Annotated in this window: 21 protein-coding genes; 5 read left to right on the top strand and 16 right to left on the bottom strand. The window is 67.5% G+C overall.

Annotated features, from left to right (window positions below; all coding sequences use genetic code 11):
* Window position 1: 1 nt before the first annotated feature.
* Complete coding sequence (locus HPA01S_RS16400; RefSeq protein ID WP_066271844.1) at window positions 2-2,293, bottom strand: TonB-dependent receptor; 2,292 nt, start codon at window positions 2,291-2,293, stop codon at window positions 2-4.
* Window positions 2,294-2,493: 200 nt separating this feature from the next.
* Between HPA01S_RS16400 and HPA01S_RS16395 the strand changes: the two genes are divergently transcribed.
* Entirely contained in the window at window positions 2,494-3,174 is a 681-nt protein-coding gene (locus HPA01S_RS16395) for a Fe2+-dependent dioxygenase (RefSeq protein WP_066271843.1), read from the top strand.
* 83 nt (window positions 3,175-3,257) lie between these two features.
* Here HPA01S_RS16395 and HPA01S_RS16390 read toward each other — a convergent pair whose 3' ends face one another.
* The 3 genes from HPA01S_RS16390 to hpnD all read right to left on the bottom strand — a co-directional run bounded on the left by HPA01S_RS16390 (window position 3,258) and on the right by hpnD (window position 6,100).
* Window positions 3,258-3,719: an SH3 domain-containing protein gene (locus HPA01S_RS16390; protein WP_066271842.1), complete on the bottom strand. Its 462-nt coding sequence runs from the start codon at window positions 3,717-3,719 to the stop codon at window positions 3,258-3,260.
* Between the two features lie 88 nt (window positions 3,720-3,807).
* Complete coding sequence (gene hpnE / locus HPA01S_RS16385; RefSeq protein WP_066271841.1) at window positions 3,808-5,184, bottom strand: hydroxysqualene dehydroxylase HpnE; 1,377 nt, start codon at window positions 5,182-5,184, stop codon at window positions 3,808-3,810.
* 49 nt (window positions 5,185-5,233) lie between these two features.
* Window positions 5,234-6,100: a presqualene diphosphate synthase HpnD gene (hpnD, locus tag HPA01S_RS16380; protein WP_066271840.1), complete on the bottom strand. Its 867-nt coding sequence runs from the start codon at window positions 6,098-6,100 to the stop codon at window positions 5,234-5,236.
* A gap of 96 nt (window positions 6,101-6,196) precedes the next feature.
* On the opposite strand from hpnD, the gene HPA01S_RS16375 reads away from it, so the two are divergent.
* The gene (locus HPA01S_RS16375; protein WP_066271839.1) at window positions 6,197-6,523 is read left to right on the top strand and encodes a high-potential iron-sulfur protein; all 327 of its coding nucleotides are present in this window, start codon (window positions 6,197-6,199) and stop codon (window positions 6,521-6,523) included.
* Between the two features lie 22 nt (window positions 6,524-6,545).
* On the opposite strand, the gene HPA01S_RS16370 is transcribed toward HPA01S_RS16375, so the two are convergent.
* The 3 genes from HPA01S_RS16370 to HPA01S_RS16360 form a co-directional block, all read right to left on the bottom strand.
* Window positions 6,546-7,208, bottom strand: coding sequence for a DsbA family protein (locus HPA01S_RS16370; RefSeq protein WP_066271838.1), 663 nt, complete (start codon window positions 7,206-7,208; stop codon window positions 6,546-6,548).
* A complete protein-coding gene (locus HPA01S_RS16365; protein ID WP_066271837.1) occupies window positions 7,205-7,621 on the bottom strand; it encodes a disulfide bond formation protein B in 417 nt (138 codons plus the stop codon). Before HPA01S_RS16365 ends, HPA01S_RS16370 begins: the two co-directional genes overlap by 4 nt.
* A gap of 242 nt (window positions 7,622-7,863) precedes the next feature.
* A complete protein-coding gene (locus HPA01S_RS16360) occupies window positions 7,864-8,229 on the bottom strand; it encodes a hypothetical protein (protein WP_066271836.1) in 366 nt (121 codons plus the stop codon).
* 116 nt (window positions 8,230-8,345) lie between these two features.
* Between HPA01S_RS16360 and HPA01S_RS16355 the strand changes: the two genes are divergently transcribed.
* Window positions 8,346-8,777 (top strand): Cd(II)/Pb(II)-responsive transcriptional regulator, encoded by a 432-nt coding sequence (locus HPA01S_RS16355; RefSeq protein WP_066271835.1) that lies wholly within the window; start codon window positions 8,346-8,348, stop codon window positions 8,775-8,777.
* A 77-nt stretch (window positions 8,778-8,854) separates the two neighbouring features.
* A complete protein-coding gene (locus HPA01S_RS16350) occupies window positions 8,855-9,067 on the top strand; it encodes a hypothetical protein (RefSeq protein WP_066271834.1) in 213 nt (70 codons plus the stop codon).
* A 116-nt stretch (window positions 9,068-9,183) separates the two neighbouring features.
* Here the strand turns inward: HPA01S_RS16350 and HPA01S_RS16345 are convergent, their stop codons facing one another.
* The 6 genes from HPA01S_RS16345 to HPA01S_RS16320 form a co-directional block, all read right to left on the bottom strand.
* Entirely contained in the window at window positions 9,184-10,272 is a 1,089-nt protein-coding gene (locus tag HPA01S_RS16345) for a sulfate/molybdate ABC transporter ATP-binding protein (protein WP_066271833.1), read from the bottom strand.
* Window positions 10,273-10,303: 31 nt separating this feature from the next.
* Window positions 10,304-11,230 (bottom strand): sulfate ABC transporter permease subunit CysW, encoded by a 927-nt coding sequence (gene cysW, locus HPA01S_RS16340; protein WP_066271832.1) that lies wholly within the window; start codon window positions 11,228-11,230, stop codon window positions 10,304-10,306.
* Window positions 11,227-12,108, bottom strand: a complete 882-nt coding sequence (gene cysT / locus HPA01S_RS16335; RefSeq protein ID WP_066271831.1) for a sulfate ABC transporter permease subunit CysT — start codon at window positions 12,106-12,108, stop codon at window positions 11,227-11,229. The genes cysW and cysT overlap by 4 nt, the downstream gene beginning before the upstream one ends.
* 128 nt (window positions 12,109-12,236) lie before the next feature.
* Entirely contained in the window at window positions 12,237-13,232 is a 996-nt protein-coding gene (locus tag HPA01S_RS16330; RefSeq protein WP_066271830.1) for a sulfate ABC transporter substrate-binding protein, read from the bottom strand.
* A gap of 82 nt (window positions 13,233-13,314) precedes the next feature.
* Entirely contained in the window at window positions 13,315-13,902 is a 588-nt protein-coding gene (locus HPA01S_RS16325) for an RBBP9/YdeN family alpha/beta hydrolase (RefSeq protein WP_066271829.1), read from the bottom strand.
* A gap of 13 nt (window positions 13,903-13,915) precedes the next feature.
* Window positions 13,916-14,557: a peroxiredoxin gene (locus tag HPA01S_RS16320; protein WP_066271828.1), complete on the bottom strand. Its 642-nt coding sequence runs from the start codon at window positions 14,555-14,557 to the stop codon at window positions 13,916-13,918.
* Window positions 14,558-14,760: 203 nt separating this feature from the next.
* On the opposite strand from HPA01S_RS16320, the gene HPA01S_RS16315 reads away from it, so the two are divergent.
* A complete protein-coding gene (locus HPA01S_RS16315) occupies window positions 14,761-15,330 on the top strand; it encodes a cupin domain-containing protein (RefSeq protein WP_157085068.1) in 570 nt (189 codons plus the stop codon).
* A 28-nt stretch (window positions 15,331-15,358) separates the two neighbouring features.
* On the opposite strand, the gene tam is transcribed toward HPA01S_RS16315, so the two are convergent.
* From tam to HPA01S_RS16300, 3 genes are all read right to left on the bottom strand, one after another.
* Complete coding sequence (gene tam, locus HPA01S_RS16310) at window positions 15,359-16,123, bottom strand: trans-aconitate 2-methyltransferase (RefSeq protein ID WP_066271826.1); 765 nt, start codon at window positions 16,121-16,123, stop codon at window positions 15,359-15,361.
* Between the two features lie 157 nt (window positions 16,124-16,280).
* Window positions 16,281-18,149 carry a family 2A encapsulin nanocompartment cargo protein cysteine desulfurase gene (locus HPA01S_RS16305; RefSeq protein WP_066271825.1) on the bottom strand — a complete coding sequence of 623 codons (1,869 nt, stop codon included), beginning with the start codon at window positions 18,147-18,149 and terminating at the stop codon, window positions 16,281-16,283.
* Window positions 18,124-19,053, bottom strand: coding sequence for a family 2A encapsulin nanocompartment shell protein (locus tag HPA01S_RS16300; protein ID WP_066271824.1), 930 nt, complete (start codon window positions 19,051-19,053; stop codon window positions 18,124-18,126). Before HPA01S_RS16300 ends, HPA01S_RS16305 begins: the two co-directional genes overlap by 26 nt.
* Window positions 19,054-19,143 lie beyond the last annotated feature (90 nt).

The raw sequence follows: 19,143 nt of genomic DNA, 5'->3' as shown, positions 1-19,143 counted from the left end.
ATCAGAAACGGAAGTCCGCGCTGACCAGGAAGGTGCGGGGCGCACCCAGGAAGGCGCGCTGGGCACCCCAGTTCAGCGACGAGGCGTAGGTCTTGTCGGTGACGTTGTCGATGTTCAGGCGCAGGCGCACGTTCTGCGTCAGCTCATACGAGGCCATCAGGTTGAACACGGTGTAGCTCGGCACCTTGCCGCCCTTGCCGTTGGGGATCACACGGTCGGCGGTGTCGGGCCGGCCCACCCACGAACTGCCCACGTGCTGCAGGCCACCACCCAGGGTGAGGCCGTTGTTCAGGCGGTAGGTGGTCCAGAGGTTGAGCGTGGCCTTGGGCGTGAACGCCAGCTCGTCGCCGTTGGTGGACGTCACTGCGGTGTAGTCGGGGTTCGCCGCACCGCCGGTGCCGTAGTCGCTGCTCAAGGCGGCGTCCACCGCCGCGTTGTGGCGGCGTTCGCTGTTGAGCAGCACCAGGCCGCCGTAGATGGCCCAGGCGCTGGTCACATTGCCCGAAACACCCAGTTCGATACCCTGCACGGTTTGCTCGCCATAACCACTGGGCACACCGCCTCCAGCCGAGCGCATCGCAACGTTCTTGCGCTCGGTGCGGAAGATCGCTGCCGTGGTGCTCAGCTTGTTGTCGAAGAACTCCCACTTGGTGCCGAGTTCGAGGTTGGTCAGCTTCTGTTCCTTGGCGTTCTGGTAGTTCTGGCCGTCCCAGCCCGGGAAGGCGTTGTCTCCAACGCGGCTGTTGTCCGGGGTGGACAGCCAGGAGCCCGGTGGCACGGCCGACTGGCCGTAGGAGGCGTAGACGCTGGCGTTCTGCACCGGCTTGTAGACCACGCCGAGCTTGCCGCCGACCGAGGTCTCGCTGCGCTCATAACCGTCCATGGCACCCTGCGATGCGCCCGCAATCGTGCGGCTCGACATCTGGACCTTGTAGCGCTCCACGCGCAAGCCGCCGGTGAGCTGCCATTTCGGATCGAATTCGATCGTGTCATAGGCGTACACCGCCACGGTGTCGATCTTGACCCGGCCGGTCTGGGTGGGCGCGATGGCGCCGCCCGGGTGGCGGGTGGGATCGGGGTTGAAGACGCTGATGTTGCCGATGGTGGCGTCCGGGTAGCGGCCGCTCTTCGCGTCCTCCCAGGTCAGCTCCACGCCGGTGGCCAGGTTGTGGCGCAGGCTGCCGGTGGTGAACTGGTTGCTGATGTTGGTCAGGTTGGTCAGCGAGGTGTTCTTGCGTGAGTAACCCGCGCGGTCCGTGCGCAGCATCTGCGTTGCAGGCGTGTAGGTGTGCGGCAGCGTGAAGTAGGCCTCGCGGTCGGTGAGCGACCAGCGGGTCTGGTTGGTGAGCTTGAGCGTGGGCGAGAAGCGGTGTTCGACGCGCGCCGTCAGGGCGTCGGATGTCACCTTGTCGCTGTCGCCCAGCACGCCGAAGTAGGTGTCGCGCTTGATGCCGGCCAAGGACGGGTCGTAACGCGCCGTGCCCTTCACCATGGCAGCCGGCACGCCCCAGTCGGGCCGGTCGTCCTGCTTGATGTGTTGCCACGAGAGCGAAACCTGCGTGGGCGTGTTCAGGCCGAACGCCACCGAGGGCGCCAGGCCGATGCTGCTTTGTTTGGCGTGCTGGCGGCCGGCGACACCGCTGTCTTCCACCAGCAGGTTCAGGCGCACCGCGCCGCTTTCGGAGAACTGGCGGTTCAGGTCCAGCGTGCCGCGCAGGCGGTTCTTCGAGTCGTACTGGTCAATGCCCAGGCCCACGCTGCCGGTGGTGAAGTTCTCGGCCTTGGGTGTCTTGGTTTCCAGGTTGACGTAGCCACCTGCACCGCCGCGGCCGTTGTCGGCCGATGGGCCCTTGATCACTTCCACCTGCTCCAGGTTGAACGAGTCGCGCGCGAAGTTGCCGGAATCGCGCACGCCGTCGACGAACACGCTGCCGCTGGTGTCGAAGCCGCGCAGGCTGAAGTTGTTGTTGTTGGAGCCGAAGCCGTTCTCACCCGCATTGAAGCTGATGCCGGGCGTGTTGCGCAGCACATCGGTGAGGTTGCGGGCGCCCTGTTCGTTGAACACCTCTTGCGGGATGACGTTGATCGTCTGCGGCGTGTCGATGGCGGCCGAGGTGGCCTTGGGCGACGACACCTCGCCCTCGGGCGACGCGGTCACGGTGACGGTCGACAGGGTGGCGGCAGGGGAGGTGCCTTGTGCATGAACGGGTGCCGCTGCCAGTGCCACCAGGGCGCCACAGAGCGCGGTGGAAAGGGGGGTCAGGCGCAGGCGACGACGGTCTGGAGCGGACATGGAAAAGGTTTCCTGGAGGTTTGGGGCAAAAAAACGGCGGCCTGACAGGGCCACCGTGACATGACGGTTTCCTGATAATTACGGAAACCTTAAGACGGATGTTAATCAATCTCATTTGCCTTGTAAACCACGTAAACCTTTGTGTTTTGCAGGGCATAGACTTGCGGTTGCCGCCACCCAGCCACAGGAAAGCCCCCGACATGATGATCACCATTCCCCAGGTTCTGACCGCCGAACAGGTGCGGCACTTCCGCGAACGGCTGGCCCAGGCCGACTGGACCGACGGCCGCGCCACCGCCGGGCATCTGGCCTCGCAGGTGAAGAACAACCTGCAGCTGTCTGAAGACGCACCCGCCTCCAGGGAGTTGGGCGATCTGGTGCTGCAGGCGCTGGGACGCCACCCGCTGTTTCTCTCGGGCGCCTTGCCGCTGAAGGTGCTGCCACCGCGCTTCAACCGCTACGAGGGCGGCGGCACCTATGGCCCGCACGTGGACGCGGCCGTGTTCAGCGTGCCCGGCACGCCGCACCGCGTGCGCAGCGACCTCTCGGCCACGCTGTTCCTGAGCGATCCAGATGAATACGACGGCGGTGAGCTCACGGTGGAGGACACCTACGGCGAACACAGCGTGAAGCTGCCGGCCGGCGACATGGTCGTGTACCCGGGCAGCAGCCTGCACCACGTCACACCGGTCACGCGCGGCGTGCGGCTGGCCTCGTTCTTCTGGGTGCAGAGCCTGGTGCGTGACGATGCCCAGCGCGCTTTGATGCTGGAGCTTGATGGCGCGATCCAGCAACTGGCGCTGGACACGCCGGGGCATCCGTCACTCAAGCGTTTGACGGGTGTGTACCACAACCTGCTGCGGCAGTGGTCGCAGACCTGACTCTGCCGCAGCGTTTCGCGTTCCTCCCGTAGGGGGCTCCGCGGTGTGGTTGAAGAGGCTTTTTCAGCCCGGGGTTGCCGTGCTCACCAGCCCCAGAGCAGCTGCCTGGAGATCCAGCCGCCCACGCCGCCTTCGCGCTCCACACGCACCCAGTCGGCGCGTTTTTCGCGCGTGCGCAGCAGGTCACCGTATTCGGCCTTGCCGACCACACGGTGCTGCGTGCCCGGGCCGCTGCGGATGTTGGCGACCTTGGACTTGACCACATGGTGCGGCGCGTTGCCGGTGAGCGAGCGCGCCACCCAGCCGGTGTCGCCCTCGAAGTCACGCACCTTGACCCAGCTGCCGCGGCGCTCGGTGATCTGCAGCGGGTAACCGCGCTTGAGTTCCCACAGCACGGCCGCGTTGGTGCCCGGGCCGTCGCGCATGTTGAGCGTGCTGCCGCTGACGCTGACCATGTTCTGCGCTTGCGCCGCGCTGCTGCCCAGTGCCAGCAGGCACAGGCCGACGGCAGCGATGAGTTGTCGGGCGGGGTGGGTGGCGTTCATCCGCAAAGGCTCCTTCTTTTCTGAGGGGTGAAACAAATGTCACCCCGTGTGAACACCCCGGGCCCCAGAGGTTCCGCCCAATGTGAGATCAGGGTGCGGGGGTGGCGCTGCGCGCCGCCGCCAGGCCACTGCGCACCGCGCCTTCGAGCGTGGCGGGGTAGGGGCCTTCCACGTAGTCGCCGGCGGCCCACAGGCCTTGGGTGATGGCCTGCGCGGGCCGCACCAGGCCGGGGGTGCAGGCAAAGGTGGCGCGCTTTTCCACCACGGTCTGCACCGGCTGCAGGCCGTGCAGCCCGAGCTGGCGGGCGGCCTGCTCCAGCACCTGCGCCTGCAGCGTGTCGCGGTCGTCGCTGCTGGCGCTGATCACGAAGGCCAGCAGGCCTTGCGCGGAGCGGTCCAGCGGGTTGAGCTGGCCGCGGTCGAACACGAACTGGGCGGGTGCCGGGGCACCGCCTGCGGGTTCGGCGCGCAGTGCCAGCATGGGAGCAGGCAGGCGGGCGTCGGCCGACCAGGCGTACACGGTGCTGATGGCGGTGTGGTTCAGGGCCCGTGCCGAACGGGCCCAGGCCATGAGCACCGCGCCGGTGGCGTCGTCGCAGGCGTCGGCGGCCTGGCGCACGGTCTTTTCGGCCGGGCTCGCGGCGGTGGCCCAGATCACGGCGTCAAACACGTCTTCGCCGTCTTCGTGCCCCAGCACCCATTGCGCGCCCTGCGGCCGCAGCATGCTCACGCGGGTGCCGATGCGCAAACGGCTCGTGCCGGTACTGCCGTCCTGTTGCTGCAGCCAGCGCGCGGCGGCGTCGGGGAACAGCTGTGACAGGTCGGTGCGTGGCAGCAGCAGGCTGGAGCCGCTGAAGCCGGCCACCCCGGGGCCGAACAGCGCGTCGCGCAGCACGGTCAGGAACACCGCCGCACTGGCGTTCACCATCGGCGTGTTCAGGGCCGATACGCACAGGGGCTCGATCAGCTCCTGCTGCACGCGCACCGGCAGGTCTGCGCACAGCTCGGCCACCGTGAACTGCGGGTCGCAGTTGAAGCCTTGCCGGCGCCAGCGCAACGAAGTGCCCACCAGCGCCAGCCGCTCGCGCCAGCGCCAGCCGCGTGTGGTGGCGATGGCGGCAAGCGCGTCCAGCGGCGCGGGCCAGCCGATGGCCCAGGAAGGTGTGTGCAGGCCGGAGCCGTCCGCATGGGGCAGTGACAGGGGCAGGCTGAGCAGGGCTTGCGACAGGTCGATGCCGACCTTCTGCATCAAGGCCAGGCAGTTGGCGTAGGCGCCGATCAGGATGTGCTGGCCGTTGTCCAGCGCAGCGGTGGAGCCGTCCGGCAGGATGGCGGGCAGGGCGCGGGCGCGGCCACCCAGCGTGCGCGCGGCCTCGAACACCGTGACCTCGGCACCGCGCGAGGCGGCTTCCACTGCGGCGGCCATGCCGGCCCAGCCGGCGCCGACCACGGCCAGCTTCAGCATGGGCGGCTCCGGTGCAGACGCAGGGCGCGGCTGGGGTGTGCCAGCGGGCTCACAGGCGGCCCAGGGCCTGGACCTTCCAGGCCAGCCAGAACTTGCGCAACGGCGTCAGGCTCACGCGCTGCGTGAGCACCGCCAGCGGGTCGTCCGCAATTTCCTGCAGTAGTGTGCGGTAGATGCTGGCCATCATCAGGCCGGGTTTCTGTGCGCGCCGGTCGGCGTCGGGCAGCAGGGCCAGGGCTTCGTCGTAGGTCTGCAGTGCGCGGGTGCACTGGAACTGCATGAGGGCGGTGAAGCGGCGCTGGAAATCGGCCGTGTCGGTGCCCGGTGCGGCACCGCGCTGCAGCAGCTCATGGGCCTTGACGTTGAAGCTCTGCAGCTCGTTGACCGGCAGGTAGATGCGCCCGCGCGTGGCGTCTTCCCCGACGTCGCGAATGATGTTGGTGAGCTGGAACGCCAGGCCCAGGTGGTGCGCGTACTGGGTGGTGGCAACCTGTGTCTGACCGAAGATGCGCGCGGCCACCTCGCCCACTACGCCGGCCACCAGGTGGCAGTAGCGCTGCAGGTTGGCGAAATCGAGGTACCGGTTCTGCTCCAGATCCATCTGGCAGCCGTCGATGACGGCGGTGAGGTGGCGCGATTCGATGCCGTAGGTGCCGGCAAGCGGCATCAGCGCACGCATCACGGGGTGGCTGGCTTCGCCCGCGTACGACTGCACCACCTCGCGGCGCCACCAGGCGAGCTTGCTCTGCGCCACGGCCGGGTCGCTGACCTCGTCCACCACATCGTCGACCTCGCGGCAGAAGGCGTAGAAGGCGGTGATGGCGGCGCGGCGCTCGGCGGGCAGGAAGAGGAAAGCGTAGTAGAAGCTGCTGCCCGAGGCGGCGGCCTTTTGCTGGACGTAGTCTTGTGGGCTCATGCGGGGAGAAACGGTATGGGGGGTGAGTGTACGCACCGCGCGCCGGTGCCCGGGTGTAGGATGCTTTCCCCCACGAAGTGCCCACGAGAGCGCCCCATGAACAAGCCCACCGACCGCCGTGAATTCCTGCGCCACGCCGCTGCTGCGGCCGCCACCGGCAGCGCGCTGCTGTGGGCCGGGGGCGCGTCGGCCCAGGTGGTGATGGTGAGCGAGAAAGACGCCACCGCCGCCGCCCTGGGCTACATCGCCGACACCCAGAAGGTGGACGCCCGCAAGTTCCCGCAGCACAACCCCCGCCAGCGTTGCGCCGGTTGCCATCTCTACAGCGGGCGCGCCGGCGACGGGGCTGGCGCCTGCGGCATCTTTCCGGGCAAGAGCGTGGCGGCCCAGGGTTGGTGCAGCGCCTACGTGCCCAAGGCCTGAGGGCGCTGCGGCCGGTTCCACCTCAGTTCTGTTGTCGGGCCTTGGCGACTTCTTCCGCCACCAGGGCGTTGAGTTGCTCCCGGCCGAAGCTCGGCAGGCCGCGGCCATTGACGAAGAAGGTCGGGGTCCGGGTCACTTCCAGTGCGGTGAGGTCTTCCACGTCCTGCTGCAGCACGGCCGCCACCTCGGGCCGCTGGGCGTCGGCAATCGCCTGCTCGATGTCCAGCCCGGCCGCCTTGGCCGCATTGAACGCCAGGGCGATGTCGGGACGACCGTGGTCGGCCCACTGGGGCTGCGCGGCCAGCACGGCTTCGAGCACCTCGGTGTACTTGTTCTGCCGCTTGGACGCTTCCAGCAGCTTCACCACGTGGTCCGAACCCTGGTGGAACGGCGCGTAGCGGATCACCAGACGCAGGTCGTTCGGGTACTTCGCCAGCAGGTCTTTCACCACCGGGTAGAAGGCGCGGCAGGTTTCGCAGGCGGGATCGAAGAACTCCACCAGGGTCACCGGCGCGCCTTGCGGGCCGAACACCGGCGAGTGCATGCGCACCAGCCGGCCGTCCTGCTGGGCCACTTTTTCCATCTGCGAATCCCGCACCTGCTTCTGGTACAGGAAGGCGCCGAGCGCGAAGGCCGCCACCACGAGGGCGACGATGAGGGAGACGGTGCGTTGTTGGGCGGTCATCGGGAAGTCTTTCGCAGAAACATCAGGAGCAGCACGGCGATGGCAGCGAAGGCCGCCAGCGAGAGCCAGGGAATGGGAATGCCGTTGAGGATTTCCAGCTTCTGGTCGGCGCAGGAAACGCCGGCACCGCAGGGAATCCAGGCCTTGGGGATCAGGCCGACCAGCAGCAGGCAGTGGTACACCGCAATCGCGGCACCACCCAGGGCGAGCGGCAGCGCATAGATGGCGCCGCGCCGGTCCTGGCTGTAGCAGGCCATGCCAAGCACCAGCACCAGCGGGAACATGAAGATGCGCTGGTACCAGCAGAGCTGGCACGGAACCATCAACATGATTTCGCCGATGAACAGGGCGCCGGCGGTGGCGATCACGGCGACCAGCCAGGCGCCGAGCAGCAGGGGCCAGGCCTGCTTCATGGCCGGGTGCGACGGCAGCGCCGTCGGTAAACAGGGAGTGACATGGTTTCGGATCTCCGAGGGGTCAATACAGGAAAGGCAGGAGAGGGTGGACGACGCGCGTTGGCGCGGTACGGCGCAACCTGCGTCGGATGGTTTGGTCAGGAGGACAGGGCGCACCGGGCGCCAGGCCATGGCGGCATCAAGACCGCCGGTGCGACGCGCCGTGGCGCGTCAGGCGGGGACGAGGGTGCCTGCCCGGGTCAGCCCCGGGCGGCCCACTGCGGGCGGTCGGGCAGCCCGGCCGGCTGGGACGCCGGCCAACGGGCCGCAGCCGGCACGGGGGCGAAGGGTGCGCCCGCGAAGCGGCGGGGCGCTTCGGCCAGCAGGGCGATGGCGCCGTGGCAACTGCCGCAGTGGCCGTGATCGGCCTGCATCTGCATCGGAGCCTGCACCAGTGATGAGTCCGCCCGGTCGGCAGTCAACACGTGGCGGCAATGTGATGCGGCCAGGCCCATGCCGGCCTGTGTGCTCTGCTGTGCCGCGGGCACGTGCATGCCCGCCCAGCCCATTTGCAGAGGCAGCAGGAGCAGCAGAAACACCCAACAGGCGGCAAGCCGGTAACGCATGGCGCGATTGTAGGAGCGCCAGGGTCTTTGCCCGGCCGACGCCCGGGAAACCGTGAAGTGGCTACAGTGTTTGAACACTGGCCGCGGACAGCGGCCGGGGACTCAAGGAGCACCGCATGCAGATCAATGCACTGGCCCGCGCCACCGGCGTGGACATCGAGACCATCCGCTTCTACGAAAAGCAAGGCCTGTTGCCGGCGCCGGCGCGGCTGGACAACGGCTACCGCAACTACGCCCAGGCGCACCTGGAGCGGCTGTCGTTCATCCGCCATTGCCGGGCGCTCGACATGCCGCTGGCCGACGTGCAGCGCCTGCTGGGTTTCGTCGACGACCCCCAAGGGCATTCCGTGAACGTGGACGAGCTGGTGGACGAACAACTGAGCCGCGTGCGTGCGCGCCTCAAGAGCATGCGCGCGTTGGAGAAGCAATTGCTGCAGCTGCGTTCGCGCTGCGATGGCGAACACGGCGACGGCGAGCCCTGCGGCATCCTCACCGAACTGGTCTCGGCCGCGCATGGCGAGGCCTGCGCCTGCCACGCCGCGACCTGAAGCCGGTCTGTGCCTCAACACACAGACCGATCCCTGTTCCGCAGCCATGCTGCAGGCACTGTTCAAGGAGTACACGCATGTCACAAACCGCGCAGATCGTCGGCAAGGTCGAATACCGCGAGGGGGATGGTCCGAACATCGTGATCCGCCCGGGTCCGGTGAAGGTCGAGACCGGATTGAACGACGTCACCCTGAGCTGGGTGGACGAAGAGGTGCGAGGCTCCACCGCCATGCCCCTGGTCGATTTCAAGCGCTACGTGGCCGAGGGCAAGATCGAACTCGGCGCATGACGCCGCGCATGCAACGCCGCGCCTGAAAAAACAAAACGGCGGCTGCGCGTGTAGAACGCGCAGCCGCCGCTGCTTGGGCTGCAGGGGCCCGCGCTGCGGGCTTCAGTTGAAGGCGATCAGGCCGCCTGCGGTTGCAGGAAGACGCGGGCCTTCTTCGGCGACACCACGAGGATGTCGCCTTCCTTGAAACCGAGTTCCTGGAAACGGTCGGCCGGCAGGCGTGCTTCGATCAGCGTGTCCTGTCCGGCTTGTGCACCCGGCTCGGTCGGCAGCAGTTCGAGCCGTGCGATGGGGCCCACCACCACGGCACGGTCGAGCCTGGCGACGATGCCGGGCAGGCCCGCGGCGTAGCGCTGCACTTCGATGTCGTGCGGGCGCACATAGGCAAAGGCCTTGGCATCCTGCGCCGCCGCGTGTTCGGGGGAGGCAATGGACACGCCGTCCAGGTGCAGCTGGCCTTCGTTGGCGCGGCCATGGAACATGTTCACGTCGCCTAGGAAGCCGTAGACGAAGGGGCTGGCGGGGTGCTCCCACACCTCTTGCGGTGCACCGACCTGCTCGACCTGGCCCTGGTTCATCAGCACCACGCGGTCGGCCACTTCCAGGGCTTCTTCCTGGTCGTGGGTGACGAAGACGCTGGTCACGTGCAGCTCGTCGTGCAGGCGGCGCAGCCAGCGGCGCAGTTCCTTGCGCACCTTGGCATCGAGCGCGCCGAAGGGCTCGTCGAGCAGCAGCACCTTGGGCTCCACCGCGAGCGCACGCGCCAGGGCAATGCGCTGGCGCTGGCCGCCCGAGAGCTGCGAGGGGTAACGGTCGGCCAGCCAGTCGAGCTGCACCAGCTTGAGCAGGTCGAGCACCTTGGCCTTGATCTGCGCGTCGCTCGGGCGTTGGCCGCGCGGCTTCACGCGCAGGCCGAAGGCCACGTTCTCCAGCACGGTCATGTGGCGGAACAGCGCGTAGTGCTGGAACACGAAGCCCACGTTGCGCTCGCGCACGTGCACGTCGGTGGTGTCTTCACCGCTGAACAGGATGTTGCCGGTGTCCGGCGTTTCCAGGCCGGCGATGATGCGCAGCAGCGTGGTCTTGCCGCAGCCCGACGGGCCGAGCAGGGCCAGCAGCTCGCCCGAGTGGATGTCGAGGTTGACGTTCTTCAGCGCCTGGAAGCTGCCGAACTGCTTGTTGATGTTGCGGATTTCGATGCTCATGGGATGTCCTTGGTGCGGCGCGTGGCGGCGCTCATGGGGTCTGCGTCGCCAGCGTGGGCGTTCCGGCGGCGGCCGGCGTGGGGCGTTCCGGTGGCAGCTCGGCGAGTGCCTTCATCTCGCGCTCCATCTGCCATTCGGCAATCGACTTGATCACCAGCGTGACCAGGGCCAGCAGGGCCAGCAGCGACGCGACGGCAAAGGCAGCGACCGACTGGTACTCGTTGTACAGAATCTCCACGTGCAGCGGCATGGTGTTGGTCTGGCCGCGGATGTGGCCCGAGACCACCGAGACCGCGCCGAACTCGCCCATGGCGCGTGCGTTGCACAGGATCACGCCGTAGATCAGGCCCCACTTGATGTTGGGCAGGGTGACGTACCAGAAGGTCTGCCAGCCCGAGGCGCCGAGCACGATGGCGGCCTGTTCCTCGTCGTTGCCCTGCGCCTGCATCAGCGGGATCAGCTCGCGCGCAATGAAGGGGAAGGTGACGAAGATGGTGGCCAGGATGATGCCGGGCACGGCGAACACGATCTTGATGTCGTGCTCGGCCAGCCAGGGGCCGAACCAGCCTTGCGCGCCGAACACCAGCACGTAGATCAGGCCGGCGACCACGGGCGAGACCGAGAACGGCAGGTCGATCAGCGTGGTCAGGAAGGACTTGCCACGGAACTCGTACTTCGCCACGGCCCAGGCGGCGGCCACACCGAACACCAGGTTCAGCGGCACGGTGATGGCCGCGGTGAGGAAGGTCAGGCGAATGGCCGCCCAGGCATCGGGTTCCTTCAGCGCTTCAAAGTAGGCCTCGGAGCCCTTGCGCAGCGCTTCGGTGGCCACCGCGGCCAGCGGCAGCACCAGGAACAGGAACATGAAGGCCAGCGCGATGCCGATCAGGGTGCGGCGCACCCACGCCGATTCGGTGGTGCCTTTGTGTGCAGTGCGCACGGAGTTGACGGCGCTCATTGCAGGTTCCCTCCCGAGCGTTTGCGTTGCCAGGTTTGCAGGCCGTTGATGAGCAGCAGCAGCACGAAGGAGAAGATCAGCATGACCAGCGCCACCGCGGTGGCGCCGGCGTAGTCGTACTGCTCGAGCTTGCTGATGATGATGAGCGGCGTGATCTCGGAAATCATGGGCATGTTGCCGGCGATGAAGATCACCGAGCCGTATTCACCGACGGCACGGGCGAAGGCCATGGCGAAGCCGGTGAGCAGGGCGGGGGCGATGCTGGGGAAGATCACGCGGCTGAAGGTCTGCCAGCGCGTGGCGCCCAGGCAGGTGGCGGCTTCTTCGAGTTCCTTCTCGGTGTCTTCCAGCACCGGCTGCACCGTGCGCACCACGAAGGGCAGGCCGATGAAGATCAGCGCGATCACCACCCCGTTGGGGTTGAAGGCGAGTTGCAGGCCCAGCGGTTCGGTGTACTGGCCGATCCAGCCGTTGCCCGCGAGGATGGCGGTGAGCGAGATGCCGGCCACGGCGGTGGGCAGCGCAAAGGGCAGATCCACCAGCGCGTCGACGATCTTCTTGCCGGGGAAGCTGTAGCGCACCAGCACCCAGGCCACCAGCAAGCCGAACACGGCGTTGACGGTGGCGGCGATGAGCGAGGCGCCGAAGGTGAGCTTGTAGGAAGCCACCACGCGCGGAGCGGAGACCGCTTCCCAGAACTGCGGCCAGGTCAGCGTGAAGGTCTTGAAGATCAACGCCGAGAGCGGGATCAGCACGATCAGGCTCAGGTAGAAGATCGTGAAGCCCAACGTGATGTTGAAGCCCGGCAGCACACGGCGCCTGGCGCGCCGGCGGCCGGTTTCGGGAAGGGCTGCATGGGGCAGCGTCGCGGTGGTCATGTCGTGTGTCCAGATCGCTGTGCGCGAGAGATGGCTCTATCAAGAGGTGCCGAGGAACCGGCTCCGCCGGGCCTCAGGCGCCGCCCCCCTTGAGGGGGGACGCGCGAAGCGCGGCGGGGGGTGCCTCTTTACTTGACGGTGTACAGCTTGTCGAACTGGCCGCCGTCGTTGAAGTGCACCTTCTGCGCTTCGGACAGCGAGCCGAAGTAGTCGGCGACGGTGAAGAACTTGATCGGCTTGAAGGCGTCGGCGTACTTCTTCAACACGGCTTCGTTGCGCGGACGGATGTTGTGCTTGGCGGCGATTTCCTGGCCTTCAGGGCTGTAGAGGAAGTCGAGGTAGGCCTTGGCTTCGGCGGCGGTGCCCTTCTTGTTCACCGTGCGTTCGACGATGGCCACCGGGTTCTCGGCCACGATGGAGGCGCTCGGGTGCACGGCATCGACCTTGCCGGCGCCGAACTCGTTGTTGACCGACACCACTTCGGATTCGAAGGTGATCAGCACGTCGCCGATGTTGCGTTGCAGGAAGACGCCAGTGGCGTCACGGCCACCACGCGCCAGCACCGGCACGTTCTTGTAGAGCTTGCCCACGAACTCGGCCGCGTCCGCATCGCTGCCGCCCTTGCTGCGCACATAGCCCCACGCGGCCAGGTAGGCCAGGCGGCCGTTGCCACCGGTCTTGGGGTTGACCACCACGACTTGCACGCCGGGCTTGATCAGGTCGTCCCAGTCCTTGATGTTCTTCGGGTTGCCATTGCGCACCAGGAACAGCATGGTGGAGGTGGTGGGTGCGGCGCCGTACGGGAAGCGCTTGGCCCAGTCGGCGGCGACCACGCCCTTGTCGGCGAGGAACTGCACGTCGGTCGTGGTGTTGAAGGTGACGACGTCGGCGTCCAGGCCATCGGCCACGGCGCGGGCTTGTGCGCTGGAGCCGGCGTGCGACTGATCCACCTTGATGTCCTTGCCGGTGGACTTCTTGTAGCTCGCCGCGAAGGCGACGTTGATGTCCTTGTAGAACTCGCGTGCCACGTCATACGAGACGTTGAGCAGCGAGGTCTGTGCGCCCGCCAGGGCGGAGGTGGACAGGGCGACGGCGGCGATGACCGCGCGCAAGGTGTTTTTCATGAAGGACTCCAGGGAAGGAAACAGGATGTGACGAATTCTGGGCGGCGACCCTGAGAAACCAAACGACTTTGTTTTTGTTTCGTTATTCCACTTGGGCATAAGCAGGCGCCACCACGGGCTCTGCCAGGCGCAAGGAGGACGGCACCTCGGCGCCCAGCGACTGCAGCAAGGCCAGGCCGAGCGGCCAGTTGCCGTGGCCGGATTCGACGTTGATGTGGCCGGCGTCGTTGAGGCGCACGAACTCGCTGCCCCAGGCGCGCGCGTAGGCACCGGCGGTGCGCACCGGGCAGTAGGGGTCGTTGCCGCTGGCCACCAGGATGCTGCGGTAGGGCAGGCGCTGGTGGGGCACGGGGGCGAAGTCGGCCAGCACGCCGCGGCGCTCAGGATCGGCCGGTGCCACCAGCAGCGCACCCTGGATGCGCTGCGCCACCTCGGGTGGCAGGTGGGTGGCCGTGATGCAGCCCAGGCTGTGGGCGACCACGATCACCGGGCCGGGCGCGCGTGCGATGGTCTCGCTCAGGCGCGCCACCCAGGACTTGCGCAGCGGCGCGACCCAGTCGTCCTGCTCGACCCGCAGCACCGAGGGCAGGGCGTCGGACCACAGCGTCTGCCAGTGACCGGGGCCGGAATTGCGCCAGCCGGGAATGATGATGACGGTGGGTGCGCTCATGCAGTGGGCCGGCTCAGCGGTTCGGTTGTGGCGTCAGGCGCAGGTAGGGACGCACGGCCTTGTAGCCCTTGGGAAAACGCTGGGCGATCTCGGCCGGGTCTTGCAGGCTGGGCACGATCACCACGTCGTCGCCGTCTTGCCAGTTGGCGGGCGTGGCCACCTTGTGGCTGTCGGTGAGTTGCAGCGAGTCGATCACGCGCAGGATCTCGTCGAAGTTGCGGCCGGTGCTGGCGGGGTAGGTCAGCGTGGTGCGGATCGCCTTCTTCGGGTCGATGATGAACACGCTGCGCACCGTGGCGGTGGCCGAGGCGTTCGGGTGGATCATGTCGTAGAGGGTGGCGACCTTCTTGTCGGCGTCGGCCAGGATGGGGAAGTTCACCGTGGTGTTCTGGGTCTCGTTGATGTCGAGCACCCATTTGCCGTGCGAGTCCAACGGGTCGACGCTGACCGCGATGGGCTTCACATTGCGCTTGGCGAACTCGCCCGAGAGCGCGGCCGTCTTGCCCAATTCGGTGGTGCAGACTGGCGTGAAATCGGCGGGGTGCGAGAACAGCACCACCCAGGAGTCGCCCGCCCAGGCGTGGAAGCTGATCGGCCCCGCGGTGGAGTCTTGCGTGAAATCGGGTGCGGTGTCGCCAAGGCGCAGCGTGCTCATGAAAGGGCTCCTTTGAAAATGCAAAACTGCATTCTGCGAAGGCCGCCCTGAGAAGCAAACGACTATGAAGTAGTTTGTTTATGGGCTTGAGGCATATGGCCCTTACGGCCCTTGCAGCTCTTGCTGCCCTTACTCGCTCAACGCATGAGCTCAGCCGCAATGCGTCGTTGTGCCTTGAGGCCCGGCGCTCCACACTGATCCGCATGGCAGCGCTCGCGACATTCGATCGGCACGGTCTCTGGCTATCCACCTCGGTGTGTGAAGGGGCGAGCTGCCCCGTGGCCGCGTCGGCGGGGATGCGCTGGGGCCGTTGGGTGGACGGCCACCCGGCCGTCGATACCGACGAAGCCGAGGTCGGCCAGTCCAGGGCCCTGGTCGCGCTGCGGCGCCATCTCGGCCTGCACGTGGCCGAGCGGGTGCAGTGTGTGCCGCAGGCTGAGGTGTTGGAGGCCTCGCGTCCGCTGGAGCTCCGCAGCGACGGTGGCGTGGCCTGCGCGTTCCTGCAAGGCACGGCCCTGATCTACCTGCGCACGCCCTCCGGTTTCACCGGCCTGTTGTGCGAGGCGGGCGACTGGGTGCTGCTGCCGGCGGGCATGCCACACGTGTTCGACGCCGGAGCTTCGCCCGACCTCAGCTTTCTGCGCCTGAGCGAAGGCACACGCGGCTGGTTCCCGCTGCACACGGGCAAGCCGCTGCCGCCGACGCTGCCCGGCATGGACGCCTTCATCGCGCAACTGCTGCACGCACTGGGCGAGGACATCGAGGGGCCGTGAGGCCAGAGCGCTTCAGGCGCCCGGGCGCTCAGCGCGTGGCCACGATGAACAGCCGGGGGAAGGGCAGCAGCACCGTGCCATTCGGCAACGCGGGATAGGCCTCGGTGACGGCCGCCAGATAACGCTCCAGGAAAGCGGCCTTTTCGGTCTCGTCCAGCGGCGCCATGAAGGGCCGCAGCGCCGATCCCTTGAACCACTCCACCACCGCCGCCGGCCCGCCGGCCAGGGGGTGAAAGTAGGTGGTGCGCCAGACGTCCACCGTGCTGCAGTGCGGCTGCAGCAGCTGGTAGTAAAACGCCGCTTCGTGCCGCGGCGGGTGGCGCACGCCGGCGATCTTGTGTGCCCAGGGGCCGCTGGCCGCGACCTCGCGCGCGAGCCGGTGCGCGGGCTCTTCCAGGTTGTCCGGCGTCTGCACGGCGAGGCTGCCGCCCTCGGCCAGTTGCGCCACCAGGCGCGGGTAGAGCGTGGCGTGGTCGGGCAGCCACTGCAGTGAGGCATTGGCCAGGATCACGTCACACGGCCGGGTGGCGTGCCATGTGGCGATGTCGGCCAGCTCAAAGGCCAGGCCGGGCAAACGCTGGCGCGCAGCGGCCACCATGTCGTCGGAGCTGTCCACACCGCTCACCTCGGCCTGCGGGTAACGCGCGGCCAGCACCTCGGTGGAGTTGCCCGGGCCGCAACCGAGGTCAACGGCGGTGCGTGTGGTCTGCGTGGGGATGGCGGCGACCAGATCTCGCACCGGGCGCGTGCGTTCCTGTTCAAACACCGAGTACGTGCGGGCTGACCATGTCATGGTGTGGTTTCTCCGGGGCTGTGACGGCGTTGATTGTGCGGGCGAGTGGTTTGCTGAGTGAGCCATCGGGGAACATCGCCGGTGCACCCTGCCATCACAAAAAAAGAAAGCCAGGGCCCGACCGTGGTCGAACCCTGGCTTGCGGTACTGCAGCCGCTCAGTGCTGGCGCGCCGAGCTCAGCTTGCGCACCACTGCGATGAAGCGGTCGACTTCTTCGCAGGTGTTGTAGAACGCGAGCGAAGGGCGCACCGTGGCCTCGACACCGAAGCGGCGCAGGATCGGCTGCGCGCAGTGGTGGCCGGAGCGCACCGCAATGCCTTCTTCGTTCAGCGCCTTGCCCACTTCTTCCGTGGTGTAGCCCTTCAGCACGAAGGACAACACGCTGGCTTTTTCTTGCGCGGTGCCGATCAGGCGCACACCGGGAATGGGCTTGAGGTGGTGCGTGGCGTAGGCCAGCAGGTCGTGCTCGTATTGCGCGATGTTCTCCAGGCCGATGCGCTGCACGTAGTCGATGGCGGCGCCCAGACCCACCGCGTCCGCGATGTTGCCGGTGCCGGCCTCGAACTTGTTCGGCGGCGGCTGGAACACGGTGCGCTCGAAGGTCACGTCGGCAATCATGTTGCCGCCGCCTTGCCAGGGAGGCATGTCGTCGAGCAGCGCGCGCTTGCCGTAGACCACGCCGATGCCGGTCGGGCCGAAGATCTTGTGGCCGGAGAAGACGAAGAAGTCGGCGTCGATGGCCTGCACGTCCACCCGCAGGTGGCTGACCGACTGCGCGCCGTCCACCAGCGCCTTCGCGCCGGCCCGGTGCGCCATTTCGACGATGGCCTTCACCGGCACCACCGTGCCCAGCGCGTTCGACACCTGCGTGACGGCGACGATCTTCGTGCGGCTGTTGAGCAGCTTTCGGTACTCGTCGAGTTGCACCTGACCGCTGTCGTCCACCGGGATCACGCGGATCACCGCGCCTTTTTCGGCCGCGAGCTGTTGCCAGGGCACGATGTTGGCGTGGTGCTCGAGGTGGGAGACGATGATCTCGTCACCCTGGCCCACGTTCTGCGCGCCCCAGGTCTTGGCCACCAGGTTGATTGCTTCGGTTGCGCCGCGCACGAAGATGATCTCGTCCACCGACGACGCGCCCAGAAAGTTGCGCACCTTCTCGCGCGCGCTCTCGTAGGCATCGGTCGCGCGCGCGGCCAGGGCGTGCGCGGCGCGGTGGATGTTCGAGTTCTCGTGCTCGTAGAAGTACGAGATGCGGTCGATCACCGATTGCGGCTTGTGCGTCGTGGCCGCGTTGTCGAACCACACCAACTGCCGGCCGTTCACGCGCTCCTGCAGGATGGGGAAATCGCGCCGCACGGCGTTGACGTCAAACGGAGGGTGGCGTGCGGCATCGGCCTGCGGCACCTGGGTGGCGAAACCCTGCGGCGCCTGCCGGTCCTGCGCGAAGTAGTAGGCGCTGGCGGGCGGGGCCGACACCGGCACGGCGCCGGGGCTGCCCGGCGTGGACGGCGTACCACTGTGGCGCGGCGGCGTGTTCAGCAGCTCACGCAGGGCGTCCGCACCCGGCAGGCCGAAAGACTGTGCGCTCAGGCGGTCGGTGCCCGGCGCAGGGCCGGCCTGTGGCACACCGAGTGCCTGGCCGCCGAAGCGGCTGTCCAGCGCGGGCGGCACGATGGCCGCGTTGTCCGGCAGGCCGTTGGGCGCGGTCGAGTGCGGCACCAGCGAAGGTGCGGACGCGCCCAATGAGAGCACGCTCTGTGGCGAGGTCGGCGTGAGGCCCGCACCGGGCACCAGCGTGCCGGGCAGTTGCGGGCCCTGCCCGAACGGCCCGAGCGAGCTGCCACCGGGCAACACGTTCACCGGGGCGGGCACGCCACCGAGTGCCGTGGTCGGCAGTGTGGGCGGCGAACCGGGCAGGGCGGCGAAGAACGCGCCCGCCAGCTGGTTCAGTGCGGCGAGGTCGGGAAACCCGGCGGGCGCTGCGGCGCCCGGCGCCTCACTTGTAGGTGTCTGGATAGTCATGGAACTTGCCCACTTCAACGTCTTCCAGCACCGCCAGCGCGTCTTCGGTCTGCACCGCCAGCGAGCAGTACAGCGAGATCAGGTACGAGGCGATGGCACTGCGGTTGATGCCCATGAAGCGCACCGACAGGCCCGGGCTCTGTTCACCCGCCAGACCGGGCTGGTAGAGGCCGACCACGCCCTGGCGCTTGTCGCCCACGCGCAGCAGGATGATCTTGGTCTTGCCATCGGCCACCGGCACCTTGTCGCTGGGAATCAGCGGGATGCCGCGCCAGGTCAGGAACTGGGAGCCGAACAGGCTCACGGTCGGCGGCGGCACGCCACGGCGCGTGCACTCACGGCCAAAGGCGGCGATGGCCAGCGGGTGGGTCAGGAAGAAGGCGGGTTCTTTCCACACCTTGGTGAGCAACTCGTCGAGGTCGTCGGGCGTGGGCGCGCCGGTGAGCGGGTAGACGATCTGGTCGGGGTGCACGCTGGCGAGCAGGCCGTAGTCGGCGTTGTTGATCAGCTCGCTTTCCTGCTTCTCCTTGATCGTCTCGATCGTCAGGCGCAGCTGTTCCTTGATCTGGTCGTGCGGGCTGCTGTACAGGTCGGACACGCGGGTGTGCACGTCCAGCACGGTGGACACCGCGTTCAGGAAGTACTCGCGCGGGGCTTCTTCGTAGTCCACGAAGGTGGAGGGCAGTTCGCTCTCGTCGCGTTTGGCGCACAGCACTTCCACGTCTTGCGGGTTCTTCACCTTGTTCAGGCGGTAGATGCCGGCTTCCACCGGCTGCCATTGCAGCAGGTGGGTCAGCCAGCGCGGGCTGATGGTGGACAGCACGGGTGCGGTCTTGGTGGCGTTCGCCAGTTGCCGTGCGGCGTTGTCGCTCAGCGCAAGCTGAGAGGGGGTGTGGTCAGACATGAAGACTCCGGAACAGGGATGGGTTGAAAACGAGAGGCAAAGGAAACCCGGCGCGTGCGCTGCGAGCGACGCGAAAAAAGGGATGGGTGA

It is taken from the genome of Hydrogenophaga palleronii NBRC 102513 (genome assembly GCF_001571225.1).
In the GTDB taxonomy this organism is placed as follows: domain Bacteria; phylum Pseudomonadota; class Gammaproteobacteria; order Burkholderiales; family Burkholderiaceae_C; genus Hydrogenophaga; species Hydrogenophaga palleronii.
The sequence above is the reverse complement of the archived record's forward strand: the minus strand, read 5'-3'. Positions and strand labels throughout refer to the sequence as shown.

Coding starts and splice junctions, on each gene's coding strand:
- HPA01S_RS16375 (WP_066271839.1), top strand. CDS start 6,197: ATGAACAAGCCCACCGACCGCCGTGAATTCCTGCGCCACGCCGCTGCT.
- HPA01S_RS16315 (WP_157085068.1), top strand. CDS start 14,761: ATGGCAGCGCTCGCGACATTCGATCGGCACGGTCTCTGGCTATCCACC.
- HPA01S_RS16330 (WP_066271830.1), bottom strand. CDS start 13,232: ATGAAAAACACCTTGCGCGCGGTCATCGCCGCCGTCGCCCTGTCCACC.
- HPA01S_RS16305 (WP_066271825.1), bottom strand. CDS start 18,149: ATGACTATCCAGACACCTACAAGTGAGGCGCCGGGCGCCGCAGCGCCC.
- HPA01S_RS16400 (WP_066271844.1), bottom strand. CDS start 2,293: ATGTCCGCTCCAGACCGTCGTCGCCTGCGCCTGACCCCCCTTTCCACC.
- HPA01S_RS16320 (WP_066271828.1), bottom strand. CDS start 14,557: ATGAGCACGCTGCGCCTTGGCGACACCGCACCCGATTTCACGCAAGAC.
- cysW (WP_066271832.1), bottom strand. CDS start 11,230: ATGAGCGCCGTCAACTCCGTGCGCACTGCACACAAAGGCACCACCGAA.
- hpnD (WP_066271840.1), bottom strand. CDS start 6,100: ATGAGCCCACAAGACTACGTCCAGCAAAAGGCCGCCGCCTCGGGCAGC.
- tam (WP_066271826.1), bottom strand. CDS start 16,123: ATGACATGGTCAGCCCGCACGTACTCGGTGTTTGAACAGGAACGCACG.
- HPA01S_RS16325 (WP_066271829.1), bottom strand. CDS start 13,902: ATGAGCGCACCCACCGTCATCATCATTCCCGGCTGGCGCAATTCCGGC.
- HPA01S_RS16345 (WP_066271833.1), bottom strand. CDS start 10,272: ATGAGCATCGAAATCCGCAACATCAACAAGCAGTTCGGCAGCTTCCAG.
- HPA01S_RS16355 (WP_066271835.1), top strand. CDS start 8,346: ATGCAGATCAATGCACTGGCCCGCGCCACCGGCGTGGACATCGAGACC.
- cysT (WP_066271831.1), bottom strand. CDS start 12,108: ATGACCACCGCGACGCTGCCCCATGCAGCCCTTCCCGAAACCGGCCGC.
- HPA01S_RS16395 (WP_066271843.1), top strand. CDS start 2,494: ATGATGATCACCATTCCCCAGGTTCTGACCGCCGAACAGGTGCGGCAC.
- HPA01S_RS16370 (WP_066271838.1), bottom strand. CDS start 7,208: ATGACCGCCCAACAACGCACCGTCTCCCTCATCGTCGCCCTCGTGGTG.
- HPA01S_RS16350 (WP_066271834.1), top strand. CDS start 8,855: ATGTCACAAACCGCGCAGATCGTCGGCAAGGTCGAATACCGCGAGGGG.
- HPA01S_RS16365 (WP_066271837.1), bottom strand. CDS start 7,621: ATGAAGCAGGCCTGGCCCCTGCTGCTCGGCGCCTGGCTGGTCGCCGTG.
- HPA01S_RS16300 (WP_066271824.1), bottom strand. CDS start 19,053: ATGTCTGACCACACCCCCTCTCAGCTTGCGCTGAGCGACAACGCCGCA.
- HPA01S_RS16360 (WP_066271836.1), bottom strand. CDS start 8,229: ATGCGTTACCGGCTTGCCGCCTGTTGGGTGTTTCTGCTGCTCCTGCTG.
- HPA01S_RS16390 (WP_066271842.1), bottom strand. CDS start 3,719: ATGAACGCCACCCACCCCGCCCGACAACTCATCGCTGCCGTCGGCCTG.
- hpnE (WP_066271841.1), bottom strand. CDS start 5,184: ATGCTGAAGCTGGCCGTGGTCGGCGCCGGCTGGGCCGGCATGGCCGCC.